General features: G+C 71.7%; 13 protein-coding genes and 2 pseudogenes. 10 read left to right on the top strand and 5 right to left on the bottom strand.

Going from position 1 to position 20991, the window contains the following annotated elements:
• Window positions 1-273: 273 nt before the first annotated feature.
• Window positions 274-987: an SDR family oxidoreductase gene (locus QFZ76_RS06010; protein WP_307672717.1), complete on the bottom strand. Its 714-nt coding sequence runs from the start codon at window positions 985-987 to the stop codon at window positions 274-276.
• Between the two features lie 166 nt (window positions 988-1153).
• Between QFZ76_RS06010 and QFZ76_RS06005 the strand changes: the two genes are divergently transcribed.
• Window positions 1154-1756: a TetR/AcrR family transcriptional regulator gene (locus QFZ76_RS06005; RefSeq protein ID WP_307672716.1), complete on the top strand. Its 603-nt coding sequence runs from the start codon at window positions 1154-1156 to the stop codon at window positions 1754-1756.
• Window positions 1757-1769: 13 nt separating this feature from the next.
• On the opposite strand, the gene QFZ76_RS06000 is transcribed toward QFZ76_RS06005, so the two are convergent.
• Entirely contained in the window at window positions 1770-2024 is a 255-nt protein-coding gene (locus tag QFZ76_RS06000; protein WP_307672715.1) for a hypothetical protein, read from the bottom strand.
• Between the two features lie 305 nt (window positions 2025-2329).
• Between QFZ76_RS06000 and QFZ76_RS51665 the strand changes: the two are divergent.
• The 4 genes and pseudogenes from QFZ76_RS51665 to QFZ76_RS05985 all read left to right on the top strand — a co-directional run.
• Window positions 2330-2438 (top strand): annotated as a pseudogene (locus tag QFZ76_RS51665) (IS5/IS1182 family transposase); the annotation flags it as partial.
• Between the two features lie 72 nt (window positions 2439-2510).
• Window positions 2511-3362: an oxygenase MpaB family protein gene (locus QFZ76_RS05995; protein ID WP_307672714.1), complete on the top strand. Its 852-nt coding sequence runs from the start codon at window positions 2511-2513 to the stop codon at window positions 3360-3362.
• A 69-nt stretch (window positions 3363-3431) separates the two neighbouring features.
• A complete protein-coding gene (locus tag QFZ76_RS05990; RefSeq protein WP_307672713.1) occupies window positions 3432-5672 on the top strand; it encodes a serine/threonine-protein kinase in 2241 nt (746 codons plus the stop codon).
• Window positions 5673-5727: 55 nt separating this feature from the next.
• A complete protein-coding gene (locus QFZ76_RS05985) occupies window positions 5728-7296 on the top strand; it encodes an NAD(P)/FAD-dependent oxidoreductase (RefSeq protein WP_307672712.1) in 1569 nt (522 codons plus the stop codon).
• A gap of 3 nt (window positions 7297-7299) precedes the next feature.
• Here QFZ76_RS05985 and QFZ76_RS05980 read toward each other — a convergent pair whose 3' ends face one another.
• Window positions 7300-8100 (bottom strand): SDR family NAD(P)-dependent oxidoreductase, encoded by an 801-nt coding sequence (locus QFZ76_RS05980; protein WP_307672711.1) that lies wholly within the window; start codon window positions 8098-8100, stop codon window positions 7300-7302.
• Window positions 8101-8188: 88 nt separating this feature from the next.
• On the opposite strand from QFZ76_RS05980, the gene QFZ76_RS05975 reads away from it, so the two are divergent.
• Window positions 8189-9040: a helix-turn-helix transcriptional regulator gene (locus tag QFZ76_RS05975; RefSeq protein WP_307672710.1), complete on the top strand. Its 852-nt coding sequence runs from the start codon at window positions 8189-8191 to the stop codon at window positions 9038-9040.
• A 4-nt stretch (window positions 9041-9044) separates the two neighbouring features.
• Here QFZ76_RS05975 and QFZ76_RS05970 read toward each other — a convergent pair.
• Window positions 9045-10849: pseudogene (locus QFZ76_RS05970) on the bottom strand (serine hydrolase).
• A gap of 198 nt (window positions 10850-11047) precedes the next feature.
• Here QFZ76_RS05970 and QFZ76_RS05965 point away from each other — a divergent pair.
• From QFZ76_RS05965 to QFZ76_RS05950, 4 genes are all read left to right on the top strand, one after another.
• The gene (locus QFZ76_RS05965; protein ID WP_307672709.1) at window positions 11048-12157 is read left to right on the top strand and encodes a nitronate monooxygenase family protein; all 1110 of its coding nucleotides are present in this window, start codon (window positions 11048-11050) and stop codon (window positions 12155-12157) included.
• A complete protein-coding gene (locus QFZ76_RS05960; protein ID WP_307672708.1) occupies window positions 12154-13704 on the top strand; it encodes an acyl-CoA synthetase in 1551 nt (516 codons plus the stop codon). Before QFZ76_RS05965 ends, QFZ76_RS05960 begins: the two co-directional genes overlap by 4 nt.
• 218 nt (window positions 13705-13922) lie before the next feature.
• Window positions 13923-14789: an RNA polymerase sigma factor SigJ gene (sigJ, locus tag QFZ76_RS05955; protein ID WP_307672707.1), complete on the top strand. Its 867-nt coding sequence runs from the start codon at window positions 13923-13925 to the stop codon at window positions 14787-14789.
• Window positions 14790-14938: 149 nt separating this feature from the next.
• Window positions 14939-16432, top strand: a complete 1494-nt coding sequence (locus tag QFZ76_RS05950; RefSeq protein WP_307672706.1) for an acyl-CoA synthetase — start codon at window positions 14939-14941, stop codon at window positions 16430-16432.
• Here QFZ76_RS05950 and QFZ76_RS05945 read toward each other — a convergent pair.
• Window positions 16401-20975, bottom strand: coding sequence for a toll/interleukin-1 receptor domain-containing protein (locus tag QFZ76_RS05945; protein WP_307672705.1), 4575 nt, complete (start codon window positions 20973-20975; stop codon window positions 16401-16403). The two genes, QFZ76_RS05950 and QFZ76_RS05945, sit on opposite strands and share 32 nt — an antisense overlap.
• Window positions 20976-20991: the final 16 nt, after the last annotated feature.

Here is a 20991-nt window from a genome sequence, read left to right as displayed (position 1 = left end):
TCGCCGAGCACGTCCATGGCCGAGTTCACCGACACCGACCGGGCCGAACTCGCGGCGCCTGGCACCGCCTGAGCCCGTGGCCGACAGCCGCGATGGTCTGTCATCACGGTGGTGCCGCGCTGCTGGTCGGGCTGCTGATGGGTCGACCGCCGACATCATCGGCGGCTCGACGACCGTGACGGTGCACGCCTCTTCGACGCCGGCCAACCGTTCGAACGCGATGGATCACGGGGCCCCGGCGTGAAGAGATCACGTCGGGACCGAAGAACAAGCTCAGGCGTTCGTGCTGTGCAGGTCCGGGTAAAGCGCCTCGACCGGGCCGCTCAGAGCCGCCTTGACCCCCTTGGTCAACTCGTCGGCCAGGACCTCGTATTCTCCGGCCTCGACGGCGTCGTAGACCGTCGTCACCAGCTGCGTCGGCAGCATCTTGGGTCCGTCAGCGTGCGCGGCCATATCGGTGTCGACGTAACCCATGTGCACACCCGTCACGTGGACGCCCATGGGTGCGAACTCGATGCGCAGCGAGTTGGTGGCCGACCACAGTGCGGCCTTGGACGCGCTGTAGGCGCCGCCGAAGGCATACCAGCTGGCAACGGAGTGCACGTCGATGAGGATTGACCCCTTCTTGGCGGCGAGGACCGGTGCGAAGGCGCGGGCGAGGAAGACCGGTCCGAAGAAGTTCGTCTCCATGTTCGCCCGGATGTCCGCCTCGGTGACGTCCAGCAGGCTCGCGCTCGGCGGGGTGACGCCCGCGTTGTTCACGAGCACAGTCACATCCGCCGCGGCGGCGACGGCTGCGTCGATCGACGCGCGGTCGGTGACGTCAAGGGTCAGGGGGACGATGCGGTCATCGTCCCAGGCGCGGGGGGAACGGGCGGTGGCGTAGACCTTGACGGCGCCGCGAGCCAGGGCGTCGTGGACGAAGTGGGTGCCGATGCCGCCATTGGCGCCGGTGACGAGGACGACTGCTCCATCGAGAGAGGGCATTGGTTCCTTCTTTCCAAGGGGATGTGAGGTGCGTGGCTGTGCACGGATGGAGCAATGACTCCTCGCCCCGCCATGGGAGAATGAGCGGAGCCACATTCGAGCCCACACGGTACTGACTGCAATCATAACTGATTGCAGTCAGAATCTATTCCTGGAGGACACCGCCATGTCTGTCGCCTCCCAGCCGGTCGGACGGCGCGAGCGGAACAAGCAGGAGAAATTCGACCGCATTGTCGCTGCCGCCACTGAGCTGTTCGCCGAACACGGCGTCGACGAGGTCACGACCCAGCAGATCGCCGACAAGGCCGACATCGGCACCGGGACCCTGTTCCTTTATGCCAAGACCAAAGGCGAACTCCTCCTGCTTGTGCAGAACGCCAAGTACGCCGAAGCACTCGAGCAGGGCCGGGCGGACGCCGAGGCCACCCCAGGCGTGCTGGACGCGGTGATGGCGATCGTCCGGCCGATCGTGGAGTGCAACCGCACCCAGATCGACAACGGACGTACCTACCTGCGAGAGATGGTCTTCGGCGACCCCGAGGAGCCCCGCCACGGCGCGGCACTCGCCATCGTCGCGCAGGCCGAGGAGGCCATCGCCGCCGCGCTGCGCCGAGACGAGCGGGTCACGGAGGGCGACGCGGCGACGCTGGCACACATCGTGTCCGCCGTGATGTTCCTCAGCACGGCGGCGAGCGTGAACATCGCCTTGAGCGTCGAGGAGATCGTGCAGGACATCCGGAGGCAGGTCGACGTCCTCCTGCCTCGCTGAAGCGCGGCCGGCCTCAGGCCCAGGCGATCATCAGGGTGGTCAGGAATCGCTCGGTCAGCAGGTCTTCCCGGTGCGCGCTCAGCAGGTCCCACAGCGCGTGAGCGGTCGTCAGACGCTCCCTGGGCTGGAAGGTGTGGGTGGGACTGCTGGGGCTCGCGGCGGTGGTACTGGCCGTCACCCCGCTGAGCACCTTCAGCGCGGTGACCATGCTGCGCCAGGTGGCCACCTCGCCCCTGGGCGTGGCCCAGCAGGCCAACCCGCGCCGCATCCGCGAGATCCGCCTGTGCTGTTCATCGCGGTCCTGGGCTATATCTGGACGACCACGGGCGACGGCGCTGGGCCGGATCGTGGGCCGCCGCGCCATCCGCCCGGCCATGCTGCCGGCTGCTGGCTGCGCGTCGGCTCAGGGACGATCCGCGCGGTGTCGGGCGGGCCGCCAGCGGCCTGGTGCTCGCGGGGTTCGTGGTCGGGTTCTTCTCGGTCAGCACGCCGGGTTTCGAGGACCCGGCCACGAGGGCCAGGTGGCGGTGATCATCGCGAACGCCCGTCGCCCGTCGCCGGACGACCCGGGCGGCCGCCCTCAAGGCATGGCGGCTCATACGCAAGCTGCGCTGCTCCACCACCCGCATCACCTGCCTCGTCCTGGCCACCCCTCACACGGCACCTGAGCTGCTCACGTTGAGGTTGGAAAACGCCTAATGCAGAGCAGTAACGGCAGTCGGTGTCAATTTGCGATCATAGTTACACTGTCGACATGGCGGATCCCCAGGCAGGTGACCCGGGCCTGTTCGGTCCCGACTCGGTGACCTGGCAGGTCCACAGTGATCCGATGATGTGGGTCGCCGGTGTCCGCGCCCTCTACCTCCAGGCCCTGCACCCGCGCGCGGTCCGGGGCGTCACGCAGAACTCCGACTTCGGGAACGACGCCTGGGGCCGGCTGTTCCGCACCGCCACCTTCGTCGGTACCACGACGTACGGCACCACCGAGGCCGCCGAGAACGCGGGCGCCCGCGTCCGCAAGATCCACAGCAAGCTGGGGGCGACCGACCCCGACACCGGCGAACGCTACGGCGTCGACGAACCCGAGCTGCTGCTGTGGGTGCACTGCGCCGAGATCGACTCGTATCTGCATGTCGGACGCCGCTCCGGAATCCCGCTCACCGACGCGCAGGCCGACCGTTACATAGCCGAACACCGGGTCAGCGCCCGCCTGGTGGGTCTCGACCCGGACGCCGTACCGGCCAGCCAGGCACAGATGAACGCCTACTTCGAGAAGGTGCGGCCCGAACTCGCCGTCGCAGAAGAGGCACGCGCGGTGGACGACTTCCTCCTCCGCCCTCCGGCGCACCCCCTTCTCATCCCGGCGCGCGAGGTGCTGTGGCGGCGTGTGGCGCATCTGGCGTACGCCGCCCTGCCGCCGTACGCCCACGAGCTGTACGGCAGACCGGCCCCGGAACCTTCCACCGTCACCCGCCAGTTGCGTGCCACGGGCACCCTGCTGCGCTGCATCCCCGCACGTCTGCGCTGGCAACTCCCGCCCAAACACATCCTGAGGGCCATGGCCCGCCTCGGCCCGGGCTCCCGCCCGGCACCGTACAAACTCTGACGAAGGCTCGCCATACTGGACATGCCAGGGGAGGGCGGGACGCGGTGACGACGGGGGCGGTCGCAGGAGATGGGGGACAGCAGGCTTATCCAGGGCCGGTACCGGCTGCTCGATCTGATCGGGCGCGGTGGCATGGGCGAGGTCTGGCGGGCGCGGGACGAGTCGCTGGGGCGGCATGTCGCCGTGAAGTGCCTCAAACCGCTGGGCGCGCAGCACGACCAGGCCTTCACCCGGGTCCTGAGAGAGCGGTTCCGGCGTGAGGCCCGGGTGGCCGCCGCCCTCCAGCACCGTGGCGTGACCGTCGTCCACGACTTCGGCGAGTACGACGGCGTCCTCTACCTGGTCATGGAACTCCTGGAGGGCCGCAACCTCAGCCAGCTCCTGGAGGACAACCAGCAGCACCCGCTGCCCGTGGCGGACGTCGTGGACATCGCGGACCAGGTCGCCGCCGCCCTCGCGTACACGCACCGGCAGGGCATCGTGCACCGCGACCTGAAACCGGCGAACATCATGCGGCTCACCGACGGCACGGTGAAGATCTGTGACTTCGGCATCGCCCGCCTCGGCGCGGACATCGGCTTCACCTCCCGGCTGACCGGCACCGGCATCGCGATGGGCACCCCGCACTACATGTCCCCGGAGCAGATCGGCGGCTCGGAGGTCGACCAGCGCAGCGACCTGTACTCGCTGGGCTGCGTGCTGTACGAGATCGCCACCGGGGCGCCGCCCTTCGACCTCGACGACGCCTGGGCCATCCTCATCGGCCACCGTGACACACCGCCCCGCCCGCCGCGCAGCCACCGCTCCGAGCTGCCCGCCTACCTGGAGCAGGTCATCCTCGACCTGCTGGCCAAGGAGCCGGAGCAACGCCCGCACGACGCCAGGGAGTTGGGTCGCCGGATCACGGCGGGCCGGTCCACCCCGACGTACGTCCCGACCGTCGTCACCCCGCAGCCGGACCTGCGCCCGCCCGAGCCCGTACCGCCCCGCGAGGTGCGCCTGCCGTCCTGGACCCGCGGCATGACCACCGGCCACAAGGCCACCGGCGCCGGCCTCGGCACCACGCCCCCGGACGCCGGAGCGGGCCTGACCGGCGAGTGGATCCCGCGCTCTCTCACGGGCCGGGCCGAGGAGCCCGTGCCGGCCGAGGTGCCCACCCCGTCCGTGGAGGCGGTCACCGCACTGGCCGGACGGCACAACGCCGGGCTCAGTCTGGGGCGGCTGGGCCGTTGGGCCGAGGCCGGCGAGGTGCACCGCGCGGTCGCCGCCGAACGCGAGCACCTGCTCGGCCCCGACCACCCCGACACCCTCGCCAGCCGCTACGAGGTCGCCTTCACCCTCAGCCGCACCGGCCGCGCCGCCGACGCCCTGCGCGAGTACAAGCACGTCACCCGGGCCAGAAGCATCGCGCTCGGCCCCGACCACCCCGACACCCTCGCCGCCCGCCAGGAAATGGCCTACGTCCTGGGCCAGTTGGGCCGCCACTTCGACGCCCACCAGGTCTACAACTCCGTCCTCGCCGCCCGCGAGCGCACCATGGGCGCCGACCACCCCGACACGCTGCGCTGCCGCCACAACCTCGCCTTCAACCTCAGCAGGCTCGGCCGCCTGGAGGACTCGTACCGCATGGCCTGTGAGGTGGCGGCCGCCCGCGCCCGCGTGCTCGGCCCCCACCACCCCGACACCCTGGTCACCCGCTACGAGGTCGCCTACGCGCTGGGCCAGTTGGGCCGCTGGCCGGAGGCCCTGCAGACCTACCGCGAGGTCGCCGAGGCCCGCGCGCAGGCCCTCGGTCCCGACCACGCCGACACCCTCGCCGCGCGCTACGAGATCGGCATCAGCCTCGGCCGCCTCGGCCGCAGCACGGAGGCCCTCCAGCTCTACCGCGACCTCATCGACGACCGCACCCGCGTGCACGGCCCCGCCCACCCCGAGACCCTCCGCGCCCGCCACGGCCTCGGCGTCAACCTGGGCCGCCTCAGCCGCTGGGAGGAGGCCCTTGCCGAGTCCCGCGACGTGTGCGCGATCCGCGAGCGTGTCCTCGGCCCCGACCACCCGGACACTCTGGTCAGCCGCCGCGAGGTCGCCGTCGGCCTCGGCTGGCTGGGCCGCTGGGCGGACGCGCTCACCGAGTACCGCCAGGTGGCCGCCGCCCGCGAGCGCGTCCTCGGCGCCGACCACCCGGACACCCTCGCCAGCCGCAACGACGAGGCGCACTGCCTGGAACAGCTCGGGCGGGGCGCGGAGGCCGTCGAGCTGTACCGGCGGGTGGCGGTGCTGCGGCAGCAGCGGGCCACGGGTACTCACTGAACGCGGGCACGGTCCATCTCTGGCCGACCTAGATCACCCCGTGTTACCAAGAACCATGCCTGCACACGAGGGACTCCGCACGTACGACGCCGTCATCGTCGGCGGCGGCCACAACGGCCTCGTCGCCGCCGCCTACCTGGCCCGGGCCGGACGCTCCGTGCTGGTGCTGGAACGGCTGGACCACACGGGCGGCGCAGCCGTCTCCACCCGCCCGTTCGCCGGCGTGGACGCGCGGCTGTCGCGCTACTCCTACCTGGTCAGCCTGCTGCCGAAGAAGATCGTGCGCGATCTCGGCCTGGACTTCCGCGTCCGCACCCGCACCGTCTCCTCGTACACCCCCGTCGAACGGGACGGCCGGCCGACCGGACTCCTGGTCGGCGGCGGCGAGCGCCGCACCCGGGAGGCGTTCGCGCGGCTCACCGGCGGCGAGCGCGAGTACGAGGCCTGGCAGCGCTTCTACGGCATGACCGCCCGAGTGGCCCAGCGGGTCTTCCCGACCCTCACCGAGCCGCTGCCCACCCGCGACGAGCTGCGCGGCCGCATCGACGACGAGGACGCCTGGCGGACCCTCTTCGAGGAGCCGATCGGGGCGGCCATCGAGGACCGCTTCAGCGACGACCTGGTGCGGGGCGTGGTCCTCACGGACGCCCTCATCGGAACCTTCGCCGACGCCCACGACCCCGCCCTTCCGCAGAACCGCTGCTTCCTCTACCACGTGATCGGCGGCGGCACGGGCGCCTGGGACGTGCCCGTCGGCGGCATGGGCGCCCTCACCGACGCTCTCGCCGGCGCGGCGCGGGACGCGGGCGCCGTCCTCGCCACCGGTCACGAGGCCGTGCGGATCGACACGGACGGACGTACCGCCGAGATCAGCTACCGGACGGCCGACGGGGAGGGCGTCGCCACCGCCCGGCACGTCCTCGTCAACGCCTCCCCGCAGGAGCTGGCGGCACTCACCGGCGACGAGCCGCCCGCCGCCGCCGAGGGCGCCCAGCTCAAGGTGAACATGCTCCTCACTCGGCTGCCCAGGCTCCGCGACGACTCCGTCGACCCGCACGAGGCGTTCGCCGGCACCTTCCACATCGCCGAGGGCTACGAGCAACTGGCCACCGCCCACACCCAGGCCGCCGCCGGCGAACTGCCCGCCGCCCCGCCCTCGGAGATCTACTGTCACTCCCTCACCGACCCGACGATCCTCGGCCCGGACCTCGTCGAACAGGGCTACCAGACACTGACGTTGTTCGGCCTGCACACCCCGGCCCGGCTCTTCGACCGGGACAACGACGCCGTACGCGAGGAACTCCTCAAGTCGACGCTCGCGCAACTGGACACCCACCTCGCCGAGCCCCTCGCCGACTGCCTGGCCACCGACGCCGACGGACGCCCCTGCATCGAGGCGAAGACGCCGCTGGACCTGGAGCGCGACCTCCGGCTCCCCGGCGGCAACATCTTCCACCGCGAACTGACCTGGCCCTACGCCCAGGAGGACACCGGCCGCTGGGGCGTTGCGACCCGGCACGCGAACGTGCTGCTGTGCGGGGCGGGCGCGGTACGCGGGGGAGGGGTGAGCGGGGTGCCGGGGCACAACGCCGCCATGGCCGTGCTGGAGGAACTCGACGGCTGACGGTCAGGACTGCGTACCCCCGTCGACCCGCAGGACCGTGCCGGTGACGTAGGAGGCGCGGTCGCTCAGCAGCCATGCCGCGGCCTCGGCGATCTCCTCCGGGGCGGCGGACCGGCCCAGCGGGGTCCGGGCGTTGAGCTGCTCGACGATGCCGGGGGAGTTCGCCTCCCACTCGTCGATCATCTCGGTCAGCGTGGTGCCCGGCGCGATGGCGTTGACGCGGATGCCTTCCGGCCCGTACGTGACCGCCGCCGACGCGGTCAGGCTGTTCAGCGCCCGCTTCGCCGCGCCGTACGCGGGCAGCGCGGGGTTGGCCATCAGGCTGCCGACGCTGGAGGTGTTGACGATCGCCCCGGTCCCCGCGATGGCCCGGATCGCGGCGATCTCGGCGTTCATGGCCAGCCAGGGGCCCTTGAGGTTGACCGCGTAGATCTGGTCGAACTCGCGCTCCGGCAGCTGGTCCATCGGGCCGGGCCGCTGGATCGTCGCCGCGTTGTTGAAGGCGACGTCGAGCCTGCCGTACAGCTCGACGGTCCTGTTGACGGCGGCACGGACGCTCGCCGGGTCGGCCATGTCGCACCGCACGTACTCCGCGATGCCGCCGGCCGCCCGGATCTCCTCGGTGACCGCCTTGAGCTGGGTCTCGGTGCGGGCCGCGAGGAGCACGCGGGCGCCCTCCCGGGCGAACAGCCGCGCCGCCGCGGCTCCGATGCCGCGCCCCGCCCCGGTGATGAAGGCGACCTTGTCGGCCAGCAGGCCGGCGGTGGCGGAGGTGGAGGGGGAGGTGATGGATGTGTCGGTCATGCCGACGAGCCTGCGCCCGGCCGCACCTCGTATCCAGGCACCGGCGGTACCTGGATACGAGGTGCCGGCGTCCGCGCACACTGGGAGCGTGGACCGACGAGAACTGGCCGACTTCCTGCGCGGCAGGCGCGAGCGCATCAGCCCCTCCGACGTGGGGCTGCCCGCCGGGTCGCGCCGCCGCACCCCCGGACTGCGCAGAGAGGAGGTCGCGCAGCTGGCGTACATCTCCACCGAGTACTACACCCGCCTGGAGCAGGCCCGCGGCCCGCATCCGTCCCGCGAGGTGCTCGCCCAGCTCGCCCGCGCCCTGCGCCTGTCGGACGCCGAACGCGACCACCTCCACCACTTGGCCGGCACTCCGCCGGGGCCGCCGCCCGGCCCGTCCCGCGAGGTGCGGCAGAGCATCGTCGACCTGTTGCACCGGCTGCCGCAGGCCGCGGCGATCGTGGTGTCGGCGACCTACGAGGTCATCGCCTGGAACGACCTCGCGGCCGCCCTCATGGAGGACTTCTCCGCCGTGCCGCGCCACGAGCGAAACCTGGTCCGGCGGACCTTCCTCGAGCCGTATCGCAGCGGCCGACGGCTGTACAGCGTCTCGGACGCCGACGAGTTCGCCCGGACCGCGGCCCAGCACCTTCGGGCTGCCGCCGCCCGCTACCCCGACGACCCGGAAGTGCAGGCACTGATCGACGAACTCCTCGCCGGGAGCGAGGAGTTCGCAGGCCTGTGGGCCACCCACGAGGTGGCCGCGCGCCCCACCCTCTGCAAGACCTTCGACCACCCCGTCGTCGGCCCCCTCGCCGTCAACTGCGACGTCCTGGACATCACCGACCGCGACCAGCGGGTCGTCATCTACACCGCCACCCCGGGCACACCGTCCGAGGAGGCGCTACGGCTGCTGTCGGTCATCGGCACGCAGCGCCTGGACGTTCCCGGCTGAGCCGTCAGTCCGCGGACGAGGTCCAGCCCTTCGCCTCGATCCGCGCCGCGTCCGCCGGACGTGCCTCGTCGAAGAGGACACCGTCGGCCGTCTCGACCCGCGGCCCGTCGACGTAGACGCCGCGGCCGACGTACAGCCGGTCGGTGGCGTACCGCCAGCGCAGGCTCAGCTGCCGGGCCGCCGGGAGGGCCGCCGTGAGCCGGTGCCAGACGCGCCCCGACCAGCCGGTGACGGTCCCTGCCGGGTGTTCCCGCGGCTCGTCCCCGTGGCGGGTGGTCGTGAACGGCACGGACTGCCAGGTCGTGCCGCCGTCCGTCGTGGCCTCCAGGACGAGCACGTCGGCCGTGGGCTCGGTGTCCCACCACAGCGCGCAGCGCAGCCGTGCGGTGCCCGAGTTCGTGTCGAGCGCGGGCAGTGCGAGGGTGGCGGTGGTGGAGCTCGCCGTTCCGGAGAACCAGGCGGTACGTCCGTACGCGGGGCGGACCGGCACGGCGCGCGCCATGTTGTTCCCCGCGGCGACCCGGGGAGCGGAACCGGACCGCCAACTCCGCACCGGGTGAACGGAGTTGCCGAGCATCACGAGGAAGGAGTCGGTGGTCGGGTCGAGTACCAGAGAGGTGCCGGTGAAGCCGGTGTGCCCGGCGGTGCGCGGGGTGGCCATCGCGCCCATGTACCAGTGCTGGTAGAGCTCGAAGCCGAGGCCGTGCTCGTCGCCGGGGAAGGCGGTGTTGAAGTCGGTGAACATCAGCTCCACCGACTCCGGCCGCAGGATGCGGGTCCGGCCGTAGGTGCCGCCGTTGAGCAGCGTGCGGCCCAGGACGGCCAGGTCCCACGCGTGGGAGAAGACGCCCGCGTGGCCCGCGACACCGCCGAGGCTGAAGGCGTTCTCGTCGTGCACCTCGCCCCACACGAGTCCCCGGTCCAGCCCCGACCAGGGCGCCCGCGCGTCCTCCGTGGCGGCGATCCTCGGCTTCCAGGAGGCGGGCGGGTTGTAGCGGGTGTGGCGCAGGCCGAGCGGGGCGGTGACCTCGTCGTGGAGCAGCGTGTCCAGCGGGCGGCCCGTGATCCGCTCCAGCACCAGCTGCAGCGAGATCAGGTTCAGGTCCGAGTAGAGGTAGGCGGAGCCGGGCGGGTTGAGCGGCGCCTCCTTCCAGATGAGCTGGAGTTTCTCCTCGTAGGTCGGCGCGCTGTACAGCGGGATCCAGGCGCGGAAGCCCGAGGTGTGGGTGAGCAGCTGACGGATCGTAATGCTCTGCTTGCCCGCCCCGCCGAACTCCGGGAGGTAGGCGGCGACCTTCCCCTCCAGCTCCAGGGCGCCCCGCTCGATCTGCTGCACGGCGAGGATCGACGTGAACAGCTTCGACACCGAGGCGAGGTCGAAGACGGTGTCCTCGGCCATGGGAATCTGCTCGGCGGCAGGGAATTCGACGCCGGTGTCGGTCTTCTCGTCGTACGCCCGGTAGCGCACCGCCATGCCGATGGGCTGATGCAGCGCCACGGTGGAGCCGCGCCCGGCGAGCAGCACGGCGCCCGCGTACCAGGGGTGCTTGGGGGAGGGGGCGAGGAACGCCTCGGCGTCGGTGACGAGTTGACGTAGGTGGGCGGGGAGCAGGCCGGCTCTCTCGGGGGAACCGCGGCGCAGGGTTGGGTGGGCTGTCCGCGGGGCGGCGGCCGCCGGGCCCGCGGGGAAGGGGGCGATGGCCAGCGCCCCGCCCCCAGGGCGCGTCTGCCCAGTTGACGGCGGTTCAGCCCCGGCCTGGGCCCGTTCGTCGCGCTGCCCGTCCCTCTGCCCGCCGCGTCTTCCGTCATGGGTGTACCTCCCGCTGCCTGAAAGTATCTTTCCGGGATCACCTTGCGCTGTGAAACTTTCGTGTCAGGTGTGCGGTGTGTCAACGGGGCGTGCGGGCGGGTGCGGGCATCGGTGCGGGCGGGTGCGGAAGTCCAGAAATCTGACGGAGCATCAGAAAGAGTCTTCCGTCGTCGGGGCGACTGCGGCATCCTGCGCCCATGCAGACGGAGCTGAGCAAGACACTGGGAGTCGAGCACGCCGTCTTCGGCTTCACGCCGTTCCCCGCCGTCGCCGCGGCCATCAGCCGAGCCGGCGGCTTCGGAGTGCTCGGCGCGGTCCGCTATACGGCCCCCGACGACCTCAAACGCGACCTGGACTGGATCGAGGCGAACGTCGACGGCAGGCCCTACGGGCTGGATGTCGTCATGCCCGCCAAGAAGGTCGAGGGCGTCACGGAGGCGGACGTGGAGGCGATGATCCCCGAGGGGCATCGCCAGTACGTCAAGGACACCCTCGCCAAGTACGGAGTCCCCGAACTCGCCGAGGGCGAGGCCTCCGGCTGGCGCATCACCGGATGGATGGAGCAGGTCGCCCGCAACCAGCTCGACGTCGCCTTCGACTATCCGATCAAGTTGCTGGCCAACGCGCTCGGTTCACCGCCCGCCGACGTCATCGAGCGAGCCCACGACCAGGACGTCCTCGTCGCCGCGCTCGCGGGCAGCGCCCGGCACGCCCGCAAGCACGCGGAGGCGGGCATCGACATCGTCGTCGCGCAGGGCTACGAGGCGGGCGGCCACACCGGCGAGATCGCCTCGATGGTGCTCACGCCCGAAGTCGTCGACGCCGTCGGCCCGTTGCCCGTCCTCGCGGCCGGCGGTATCGGCAGCGGTCGGCAGGTGGCCGCCGCGTTCGCCCTCGGCGCCCAGGGTGTGTGGCTCGGCTCCCTGTGGCTCACCACCACCGAGGCCGACCTGCACTCACGTGCCCTGACCCAGAAGCTCCTCGCGGCCGAATCCGGCGACACGGTCCGCTCGCGCGCGCTGACCGGGAAACCCGCACGACAGCTGCGTACCGAATGGACCGACGCCTGGGACGACCCGAACGGTCCCGGCACGCTTCCCATGCCCTTGCAGGGACTGCTGGTCGCCGACGCGGTCTCGCGGATCCAGAAGTACGAGGTGGAGCCGCTTCTCGGGACACCCGTCGGGCAGATCGTCGGCCGGATGAACAGCGAACGGAGCGTCCAGGAGGTCTTCGACGACCTCACGCGCGGCTTCGAGGAGGCCGTCGACCGCGTCAACCGGATCGCCGGAAGGAGCCAGGAGTGACTCAGCCCCCCATCGGATTCTGGGCCCAGGCCACCGCCGACCCCGAGCGCGGGGTCCTCGTCGCGCCCGACGGCGAGCAGTGGACCGCCGGACGGCTGCACGCCGAGGCCAACCGGCTGGTGCACGGGCTGCGCGCCGCCGGGCTCGAACGCGGTGACGCCTTCGCCGTCGTCCTGCCCAACGGCGTGGAGTTCTTCACCGCGTACCTCGCCGCCTCGCAGGCCGGCTTCTACCTCGTCCCCGTCAACCACCACTTCGTCGGCCCCGAGATCGCCTGGATCGTCTCCGACTCCGGCGCCAAGGTGCTCCTCACCCACGAACGGTTCGCCGGCCCCGCCCGCCACGCCGCCGACGAGGCCGGCCTCCCGGCCACCCACCGGTACGCCGTCGGCAATGTCGAGGGTTTCCGGCCGTACGCCGAACTCCTCGACGGACAACCGGAGTCGCCGCCCACAGGCCGCACCCTCGGCTGGGTCATGAACTACACCTCGGGCACCACCGGCCGCCCGCGCGGCATCCGGCGCCCCCTGCCCGGCAAAGCCCCCGAGGAGGCGTATCTCGGAGGCTTCCTCGGCATCTTCGGCATCCGGCCGTTCGACGACAACGTGCACCTCGTCTGCTCGCCGCTCTACCACACGGCCGTACTCCAGTTCGCCGGCGCGTCGCTGCACATCGGCCACCGCCTGGTCCTGATGGACAAGTGGACACCCGAGGAGATGCTCCGCCTCATCGACACCCACAAGTGCACGCACACCCACATGGTCCCGACCCAGTTCCACCGGCTGCTGGCCCTCCCGGACGACATCAAGGCGCGCTACGACGTCTCGTCCATGCGGCACGCCATCCACGGCGCCGCACCCTGCCCCGACCACGTCAAACGAGCCATGATCGACTGGTGGGGCCACAGTGTGGAGGAGTACTACGCGGCCAGCGAGGGCGGAGGTGCCTTCGCGACCACCGAGGACTGGCTGAAGAAGCCCGGCACCGTCGGCAAGGCCTGGCCCATCAGCGAGCTCGCGGTCTTCGACGACGACGGCAACCGGCTGCCGGCCGGCGAACTCGGCACGGTGTACCTGAAGATGAACACCGGCGGCTTCTCGTACCACAAGGACGACGCCAAGACGCGCAAGAACCGCATCGGTGACTTCTTCACCGTCGGCGACCTCGGACTCCTCGACGAGGACGGCTACCTCTTCCTCCGCGACCGCAAGATCGACCTGATCATCTCGGGCGGCGTCAACATCTACCCGGCCGAGATCGAGTCCGCCCTGCTCGCCCACCCCGCCGTCGCCGACGCCGCCGCCTTCGGCATCCCGCACGAAGACTGGGGCGAGGAGGTCAAGGCCGTCGTCGAACCCGCCCCCGGCTTCGAGCCGGGCCCCGCCCTCGCCGCCGCGCTCCTCGACCACTGCGCCGGGCAACTCGCCGGGTACAAGCGGCCCAAGAGCGTCGACTTCATCACGGAGATGCCCCGGGACCCCAACGGCAAGCTGTACAAGCGCCGGTTGCGGGAGCCGTACTGGGAGGGCCGTACGCGCCCCGTGTGACCTGCCCGGCCTTCCTGAGTCGAGCTGCGGTGCCGACCGACCTCTCGTCGGCGGCCGGCCGTCATGAACGGCGTGCGCGGGGCGGACCGCGCACGCCGCCCGCACTCCCGACCCGCGTTCCCGTTACGCCGAGTGGCGCGACGGGGACGCGGCGGAGTTGACTGGGACCCCGCACCGACGGCGACCACCGCACCGAACGACTGGGAAGGACACGGAAATTGGATACCCCGGAGCCGGCGACCGAGCAGTTCGAGACCTACCGTCCCCTGCTGCTGGGGCTCGCCTACCGGCTGCTCGGCACCATGAGGGACGCCGAGGACATTGTCCACCACGCCCATCTGCGTTGGACCGGCACCGAGCCCGCCCAGACCTACGCCCCCCGGGCCTTCCTCGTCACCGTCGTCGCGCGGCTCGCCCTCGACCGGCTCAAGTCGGCCCAAGTGACCCGCGAGACGTACACCGGGCCCTGGCTGCCCGAACCGGTGGCCACCGACGCCCTGGGCCCGCTGGACACGTCCGGGCTGCGGAGCACGGTCGCCTACCCCACCGTCCACTTGATGGAGCGTCTGTCACCCCAGGAACGCGCGGTTTTCGTGCTGCACGAGGCCCTCGAACTTCCGTACGGCGAGATCGCCCGCATCCTCGACACCACCGAGACGAACTGCCGCCGGCTGCATCTGCGCACCGGCCGCCGGCTCGCCGCCGGACGCGACCGGTTCGCGCTCTCCGAGGAGGACCACGCCAAGCTGCTGGCGCGGTTCCTGGAGGCCGCGCAGAGCCGCGACGTGTCCCGGCTGACCGGGCTGCTGACCGAGGACGCCGTCGCCTGGAACGACGGCGGCGGCAAGGTCCGGGCGGCCCTGTGGCCGATCGAGGGCGGCCAGCAGGTCATCCCCTTCGCCGCGGACCTGGTCGCCCGCTACCCCTACGGCACACCGCGCCGCGTGGACGTCAACGGCCGCCCCGCCCTTGCGATCACCGTCGACGGCATCGCCCAGCTCGTCACCATCGACGTGCGCGACGACCGCATCGACGGCATCTACGTGGTCCTCAACCCGGACAAGCTCGGCCACGTCCCCGCCTGACGGGACGTGTGGTCCCGCCCCGGGCGGGACGGGACCACACGATCAGCGGTGGCCGGAGAACAACCGGGCCCGGTCGTGAAGTGCGGCGAGTTCGACAGCGGTCCCCCGGTGCTTGACCTCCTTCTTCCGCGGACCGAGGATCATGTGTCATGACGCCCGGACACGGCAGCACGGTTGACGGGGTGCTGCGACGCAGCGCCCGACGCACCCCGGCACGGGTGGCGGTGGAGTACGGCGACCGCTCCTGGACGTACGAGGAACTCGACGAGGCCGTGTCCCGCGCGGCGAGCCTCCTGCTCGACCAGGGTTTCGACCCCGGCGACCGGGTCGGCGCCTACGGCCACAACTCCGACGCCTATCTGATCGGCTTCCTCGCCTGCGCCCGCGCGGGCCTCGTGCACGTGCCGGTCAACCAGAACCTCACGGGCGACGACCTCGCGTACCTCGTCAACCAGTCCGGCAGCAGCCTGGTCCTCACCGACCCCGATCTGGCCGCACAACTCCCCGGCGAAGTCCGTACGTTGCCCCTGCGCGACGCCGAGGACTCCCTGCTGGCACGGCTGGCCACGACACCCGCGTACGACGGTCCCGAACCGCGCAGCGAGGACCTGGTGCAGCTGCTGTACACCTCCGGGACGACGGCGCTGCCCAAGGGCGCGATGATGACGCACCGCGCCCTGGTGCACGAGTACCTGAGCGCGATCACCGCCCTCGACCTCAGCGCGGGCGACCGGCCGGTGCACTCCCTGCCGCTGTACCACTCGGCGCAGATGCACGTGTTCCTGCTGCCCTACCTCGCGGTGGGAGCCACCAACCTCATCCTGGACGCTCCGGACGGCGACCGCCTCTTCGAACTGATCGAGACCGGCCGCGCGGACAGCCTCTTCGCCCCGCCCACGGTGTGGATCGGCCTGACGAACCGTGCGGACTTCCCGACCCGTGACCTCAGCGGTCTGCGCAAGGCGTACTACGGCGCGTCGATCATGCCGGTGCCCGTGTTGGAGCGGCTGCGCGAACGCCTCCCGAAACTCGCCTTCTACAACTGCTTCGGGCAGAGCGAGATCGGCCCCCTGGCCACCGTCCTCGCTCCCGACGAGCACAAGGGCCGCATGGACTCCTGCGGCCGTCCCGTCCTCTTCGTGGACGCCCGCGTGGTCGACGAGGACGGCAAGGACGTGCCCGACGGCACGCCCGGCGAAATCGTCTACCGCTCCCCGCAGTTGTGCGAGGGCTACTGGGACAAGCCCGAGGAGACGGCCGAGGCCTTCCGCGACGGCTGGTTCCGCTCCGGCGACCTCGCGGTGCGTGACGCACACGGCTACTTCACGATCGTCGACCGGGTGAAGGACGTCATCAACTCCGGTGGCGTGGTGATCGCTTCACGCCAGGTCGAGGACGCGCTCTACACCCACGACGCCGTCGCCGAGGCCGCCGTCATCGGCCTGCCCGACGAGCGGTGGATCGAGGCCGTCACGGCCGTCGTCGTCCCGCGCGGCGAGGTCACGGAGGAGGACCTCATCGCCCACGCCCGTGAGAAGCTCCCCCACTTCAAGGCACCGAAGCGGGTGCTGTTCGTGGACGAGCTGCCGCGCAACGCGAGCGGGAAGATCCTCAAGCGGGAGCTGCGGGACCGGTTGAGCTGACTGCCGGGGGACGGACCGTCCCGAGATCACCGGTCTCCGTGTTGACCACGATGTCCTGCAGAGTCTCCGCGGGAAGCCGACGGAGATAAGCGGCGATCATCCCGAGCGCGGGGTAGGCGCCCGACTGAGCGGCCGCCTGGAGCCAGTAAGCCCAGACCGCGTGCGCATCGCCGGCCGGGAGCAGCTCCACCAGTGCCTGGCACAGGCGTTCGAAGGGGGTCAGTTCGCCGCGCCGGGCCATGGTCAGGCTCTCGGAAGCCGCGTACCGCAGGAGTTCCATCGCCGCGTCCGACCGTCCGGCGGCGTTCAGCCCGATGGCGACGGCGGCGCGGTATTCGGCTCCCTCGGCGAAGGTGAGCGACGGCAGAGCCTTCATTTCGAGCAGGTCCACATCCTTGGCGAGCTCCTCGGCCCGGCGTGAATCGCCGTCCGCGGCGGCCGCCGTCGCCAGCAGCGCGACCAGCGAGGTGCGGCCGGCCCGGTACATCTCCATGTCGCGCAGGAAGTCTTCCGCGTAGTGGAACACGGGGTCTCCCGGCTCGTGGGGGGACAGGTCGAGGGGATGGCGCAGCCGGTCGAGGAACTCACGGGCACAGCGCACGGCCGCCGGACGATGCCCCCGGTCCCACAGGTACCAGGCGACCAGGGCGGCCGGCCCCGCGGCCTCCGGACCCGTCGTCGGATCGAGCGCGCACCGAGCGGCCCACAGGTACCGGGCCACGGCATCGGCGGCGCGGGAGGACGGGGACACCCAGTCGGCTGCCTCGAGGAACCGCTCGCACGTCCGCAACCACGTCCGGGCCTCCGTCTCCTCGCCGGCGCGTGCCATGACCAGGGCCATGGCGGCCGCGCTCGTGGCCCGGGCCGCCGCCGCGGCGGCGATGTTCCGGTCCGAGATCTCCATCGGGTATTCCAGCCTGTCGCTGGACAGCGACGTGTCCGCGAGATCCGCCTCCGGTCCGGACGGGACGGACCGGGCAATGCGGGCGGCGGCGTCCAGCGACACGTGCGTGCCGTACAAATCGATGACCTCGGCCAGGACGTCGAGTGCTCCCGCAGCCTCCCGCAAGTCGGCCAACAGGCTCCTCACGGCGGCGAGTTCGGTGGAGAATCCGCTCCGTCGGGCTGCCACCGCGGTCAGGACCATCGCGCGTGCCCGTGCCTCGGGAACCGCCAGTGCCCGCCTCTCCAGGACTTGGCGGGCCAGCCGTCGGACGTCCTCCGACCGCCCCGCCTCGGCCAGAAGCCCGGCGCGGGCTCCCAGCGTCAGCGGCAGGTCCGTCCGAGCACCCAGAGCCTCCACGAGCGGTGCGACCGGGCCGTCGAGGCCGTGAGAGAACAGGACGGCGGACAGGGCCTCGTCGAGCGCCCGGCTGCCCACGGCGATCCCGTTCAGCTCCGCGGCGAGCTCGCGCGCCGCGTCTCGCACCCGGTCGGCCAGGTCCGGATCCGTGGCGGGAGATTCCGTGGCGGCCAGCGCGTTCGCCAGGCCCATCGCCCGGCCACCGGGCACGGAGGGGAGATCCGTCAGTTCCAACGCCTCGGCGAAACGCCCGCTCGCCGCGAGATCCCTGATGAAGGTGAGCTTGAAGGCCGGCGTACTGCCCCACAGATGCTCGACCCCGGGCGTCACGGCGTCGAAGTCCTCGGGCATCGGCTCACCGCTCCGCACCAGCAGAGAGGCCAGGGCGGCGGCCGCATGCGCCAGCTCCTGCTCCACCTCGACCAGGCCCGGGGCCCACCACTGAGGCCCCAGCACCTCTTCGGCGATCCCCACCAGTGCCCGCACCATCTCGACCGCCGACCCGTGCGCTCCGCGATCCCAGTGAATGCCGGCGACACCCACGCCCACGGCGAGCGCCAGCGCCGTGTCGTCGGCCTCCAGGAACCGGCGCCCCGCTTCCGGGTCGCCGGACATCGCCGACAGCATGTCCGCCGCGTCCGGCCTGCCGCAGGCCTCCGCGACGGCCGCGAGGCGCCGGCACTCATCGGGGACGCCCCGATCCAGAGCCGCGTCGAAGATGTCGACGAGTGCCTGGTCCGCCACCGTCTCGTCATCGATCGAGTCGAGGAGTCCGACGGCCTCGTCGATCCGCCCGGCCCGCGCGAGGTTGCGTGCCAGCCCGCGGCGGCCGACCGGCTCATAGTGGTGGGAGAGACTGTCGGTCAGGATGCGGGCCTCGTCGAAATCGCCGACGGCCGCCATGGCGACGGCGTACCGGTAGCGAGCGGCGTTGACCAGATCGTCGTCGATCCCTTCGCCCCCCGGCGGCTCCGGGTAGGCGTCGAGCAGCTCCCGCGCCACCGTCGGTTCGCCCCGCTGCGCCAACTCCTCGACCGCCACCAAGGGGAGCAGATGACCGTACAGCTCCCAGGACGGGTTGGTGACCGTCACCAGATCGGCCACGGCACCGGCCTGCGACGCGAGCGGAGCCAGCCACACCAGGGCGTCCAGTGGGAGCCGGGCGACGGCGATCAGGGCGTCCTCGGTGCCTTCCCACTCCTCCGGATGCGGGAAGTGGACCAGCGCGTGTACGGCGTTGAGGCCCGCGAGGCCCGGCAGGCTCCCGCTCTCCACTCTGCCTCCGAGGCCCGGGATCGTCTCCGCCGCGACTCGGCAGACCCGGCGGGCCATGGTGAGCGCGCCGTTGTCCAGCAGAGCCCGAGCCACCTCCAGCAGCGCCGCGAAGCGCTCCGGTGCGTCGGGATGGTCACCGGCCCACCGCAGGGCCCGGTCCACGTCCCCCACCTCGGCGAGCGCACCGATCAACCCGGGTGAGGCTTCACGCAGCGTCGCCGTGATCTGCCCGGCGAGCACGCTCAGCCGGGCGATGTTCACCAGGTCGACGGGTGGCTGCACCGCGACGTCGATCGCCCGGCGGGCGTCGTCCAGGGCCTGGCCCAAGTCGCCGCGGCGTCCCCACTGTCGCTGGATCCACTGCCTGGTCACCACCTCGAAGAGGGTGGACCGGTCGTCGAGTGCGGCCAGGTGGCCGACGAGGTGGTCGAAGACGTAACCGTCGTCGGCCAGCTCCGCCCAGCCCGCCACGCCCTTGTCGTCGCGGTAGCTCGTGACCAGCGCCTTCGACAGGTTCGTCGGATCGGGGTGCCGGATCCGCACGAAGTCCTCGTGGAGGCCGTGCAGTCGGAACCCGTTGCCGTCGGGCAGGCCTTGGAGCAGCAGGCGGCGTTCCAGGACCGGGAGAACGAGCTTTGCCTCCAGCGGCGCGAGCCGGCCCGGCCGTGACCAGAGCCGGACCAGCACCGCTCGGGTCAGAACGGCGCCCGGCTGGAATCCGGCCAGCTCCAGGTAGCACTCGGCAGCCCGGGGATCGTCGGCGGTCAGCGCCTCGAAGGAGGCCGCGAGCACCCCCAGTACCGTGCGATGCGGGTAACCAGGGAACCGCCCCGTCAGTTCGTCGAGTCGCCGTGCGTCCAGCGCCTGGGCCACATCCGCCCAGGGCGTCCGGTTCGCGATCATCGCGCCGACGATCGCGAGGGCGAACGGCAGCCCGTCGCAAGCCTGGAGGACGACCTCCGCGTCGGCCGGCAGCGGGCCGCCGCCCGCCCAGTCCGCGAGGAGTTCCCGGGCGGCGGCCTCGTGGAACCGGCCCACTGCGATCCGCACCGCTCCGAGCGCCGTCGCCACGGCTTGGTCGAGGGTGGTCAGCAACAGCCGTGCCCCTGCTCCGAGCGCGTTCACGAAGGGCAGCGCCGAGTCGGGGTCACGCACGTCGTCCAGGACGATCAAGAGCTCCCGGTCGCCGAGTGCCGCTGCGAGTCGGACGTCGATCTCCGTCTCGGTCTCCGGCAAGCGGGCACCGGGCGCCGCCAGCCGGAGCAGTTCCCGGGCCGCGGCCAGGGGTTGGAACTCGGGTCCTCCAGTGAGCCAGACGATGCCGTCCGAGAAGACCCGACGGGTGCGGGTGGCCGCGGCGAAGGCGGCGGCCACCGTGCTCTTCCCGGATCCCGGGACGCCGTACAGCACGGCCGCGCGCGGAGCCCGGCCGGCGTCCTGCGGGCGCATCTGGTCCGGCAGGAGCGTGCGCGACAGGTGGTCGGTCAGCTCGACCCGGTCCCGGGCGTGCGGGGGCTGTCGCGGCAGGTGGAAACACGGTCCGAGCGGCCGCACCGGCTCGTCCAGCAGCCTGGCCAGGTCGGCCACCACCGTGTCCACCGCCAGCTGCCGTGCGTCTACTCCGTGGTAGTGGCGCAGCCGTTCGGGAAGATCATGGAAGGCGGTCGACCGGACAATCGGCACGACGGGCTTACCGATGTCGTCCGCGTACTGCCACTCCTGGGCGACGTACTCGGACGACAGGGCTCCGGGTCCGACCAGCAGCACGAGCCGGTCGCATGCCTCGATGGCACGCCGGATCTCCTGCCCGAACGTGGTCCCGCGATTGGGCATCGCCTCCCGGTCGAGCCAGACCCGGCATCCCGCCCGGGCAAGGCCGTCCGACAGGGCCCGCCTGAAGTCCGGATCGTCGGCGCGGGCGTAGGACAGGAAGGCGTCCCACCGGTGCTCCCCCGAATCCACCATGTCCCCATCGTGGCAG

This window comes from Streptomyces sp. V4I2 (assembly GCF_030817655.1).
GTDB lineage: Bacteria > Actinomycetota > Actinomycetes > Streptomycetales > Streptomycetaceae > Streptomyces > Streptomyces plumbiresistens.
The sequence above is the reverse complement of the archived record's forward strand: the minus strand, read 5'-3'. Positions and strand labels throughout refer to the sequence as shown.